The following is a 2031-nucleotide window of genomic DNA, read 5'->3' on the forward strand; positions in this document are numbered from 1 at the left end:
GTGCGCATCGCGCACGGGGCGCTCCGCCTGCCCTGACGCCGATAAGCGCCAAGCGCACCGCCTACCACCCGAGCTGAACAGCTACGTGATCCCCGTCTTTCCCAGCTCGTTRCCGAGGGCCTTGGTAAAACCGACCACGCCGTGCTTCGACGCCGAGTACGGCGCCCCGAGTACGACGCCCTGTTTTCCGGCGGTGGACGCGATGTTCACGATCCGTCCCCACGGGCGGCCGCGCATGCCGCCGCGGCTGAGCACATCCCGGGTCATGAAGAAGACGCTGTTCAGATTTGTGTTTATAACGTCGAGCCACAGGTCGTCCGTGATGTCTGCGGTGGTTCCCCCGCCGCTTCGGCCCGCGTTGTTCACCAGGATGTCGATCGGTCCCCACCGGTCGGCGACCGTCGTGACGAAGGCCGCGACCTGCGTGGCGGAGCGCACGTCGCAGACGAGCCCGTTGACGTCGAGGCCTTCCCCGCGCAGTTGTTTGACCGTKAGCTCCACGTTCGCGACGTCGCGTGCACAGAGGAAGACCCGGTTGCCGCCACGGGCCAGGGCTCGGGTGACGGCCAGTCCGATCCCGCTGGTGGCTCCGGTGACCACTGCCACCCGTGGCTGGGCGCCCGGCGGCTGGTTTGYTGGCATGGTTCCTCCCTTGGTGGTGGGGCCGGCGCGGCCGCAGCCTGACAGGCCCGACTCGGATCGTGTGGACGCGTGCCGCCGTGGACGCCGTCTCAGAGCAGGCGGTCCGCGTCCGCGCCGCCGCCGACCACGACGCCGCCGCTGCCGACATTGACAAGCTCGAGCAGCTCCCGGGGCGTCCGCGCGCTCGTCGCGGCGTCGTCGGAAAGCTTCACCCCGTACTCGTTGGCAATCCGGGACGTCGTTTCCAGAAGGGCCAGAGAGTCGTATCCGAGGCTTTCGAACGACGTGTCCAGGATGTCGCCGTCGAGATCGATCCCCTCCTCGGCGCCGGCACCCTCGCGAAGAACACGTCGCAGATCATCGATAGTCATTGGCCGGGAATTCATGGTCGCCTCCGCACAGATCGTCGGTCATTCCGGTACCGGGCCGCGGGAGTCGGCTCGGGTGAGGTCGGTGCCACCCGCGCTGTGGACGGAGCGGGCGACCAGCGCCGAGTTGAAGCCGCCGTGCCCCCTGGCGAGCACGAGCGCCGTGCCGACCGGGCCGGGTCGGGGCGTGGTCACCAGGTCGATCCCGTGCTCCGGGTCGACGGTCACGTTCACAGTCGGCGGGATGACGGAGTCCCGCATGGCCAGCAGCGCACCGACCACGTCAAGCGCCCCCGCACCGGAGTACAACCGCCCGGTCATCGTCTTCGGCGCGGTGACCGCGACACCCCGTCGCCCGAACACCCCTCGGATGGCTTCCGCCTCGGCCCGGTCGAGCTCGGGTACCGCGGCCGCGTCGGCAAACACCACGTCGACGTCGGCCGCCGACACCCGCGCGTCCGCCAGGGCCAGCTCGATGGCGCGCGCGAGGCCGGGGACGCGCATGGTGCCGGGCCGTGGGTCGAAGGTGGCCGCGTACCCGGTGATCTCGCCGTAGATACCACTGACGCCCCGATCCCGGGCAGAGCGGGCGTCTTCCAGGACGAGGAGCGCCCCGCCTTCGCCCGGAACGTGCCCGCGGGCCCGCCGGTCGAACGGCACGAACGCGGACACCGGATCGTCATCGGTGCTGAGCCGGCCGCTGGTCAGCTGGGCAACCCAGCCCCAGGGGCAGATCGAGCTGTCCACCCCGCCGGAGACGATCACCCTGGCKCCTCTCCGGATCTGGCGCCTGGCCTGAGCGATTGCGTCCAGACCCCCGGCCTGGTCGCTGACGATCACGCCGCCGGGGCCGCGCAGGCGGTGCCGGATCGATATCTGGCCGGTGTTGACCGCATAGAACCAGGCGAAGGACTGGTAGGCGCTGAGGGTCTGTTGCATTGCGGGATGGCAGGGCATGGTTGACCCTGTCGAGTGTGTGATCAGATCGCGAGGGTGAGCTCGGTGAACGCGGCTGTCAGCC

Annotated in this window: 1 protein-coding gene and 2 pseudogenes; all 3 read right to left on the reverse strand. The window is 69.8% G+C overall.

What is annotated here, in order from left to right; all coding sequences use genetic code 11:
• Nucleotides 1-84: 84 nt before the first annotated feature.
• Nucleotides 85-642 (reverse strand): annotated as a pseudogene (locus CcI156_RS23615) (SDR family NAD(P)-dependent oxidoreductase); the annotation flags it as partial.
• An 89-nt stretch (nt 643-731) separates the two neighbouring features.
• A complete protein-coding gene (locus CcI156_RS23620) occupies nt 732-1028 on the reverse strand; it encodes an acyl carrier protein (RefSeq protein WP_011438510.1) in 297 nt (98 codons plus the stop codon).
• 24 nt (nt 1029-1052) lie between these two features.
• Nucleotides 1053-1943: pseudogene (locus tag CcI156_RS23625) on the reverse strand (beta-ketoacyl synthase N-terminal-like domain-containing protein); the annotation flags it as partial.
• Nucleotides 1944-2031: the final 88 nt, after the last annotated feature.

The organism is Frankia sp. CcI156 (genome assembly GCF_001983015.1).
Taxonomy (GTDB): Bacteria; Actinomycetota; Actinomycetes; order Frankiales; family Frankiaceae; genus Frankia; species Frankia casuarinae.

Bases quoted from the DNA above. Each gene is read 5' to 3' on its own strand.
- CcI156_RS23620 (WP_011438510.1), bottom strand. From the start codon at position 1,028: ATGAATTCCCGGCCAATGACTATCGATGATCTGCGACGTGTTCTTCGC.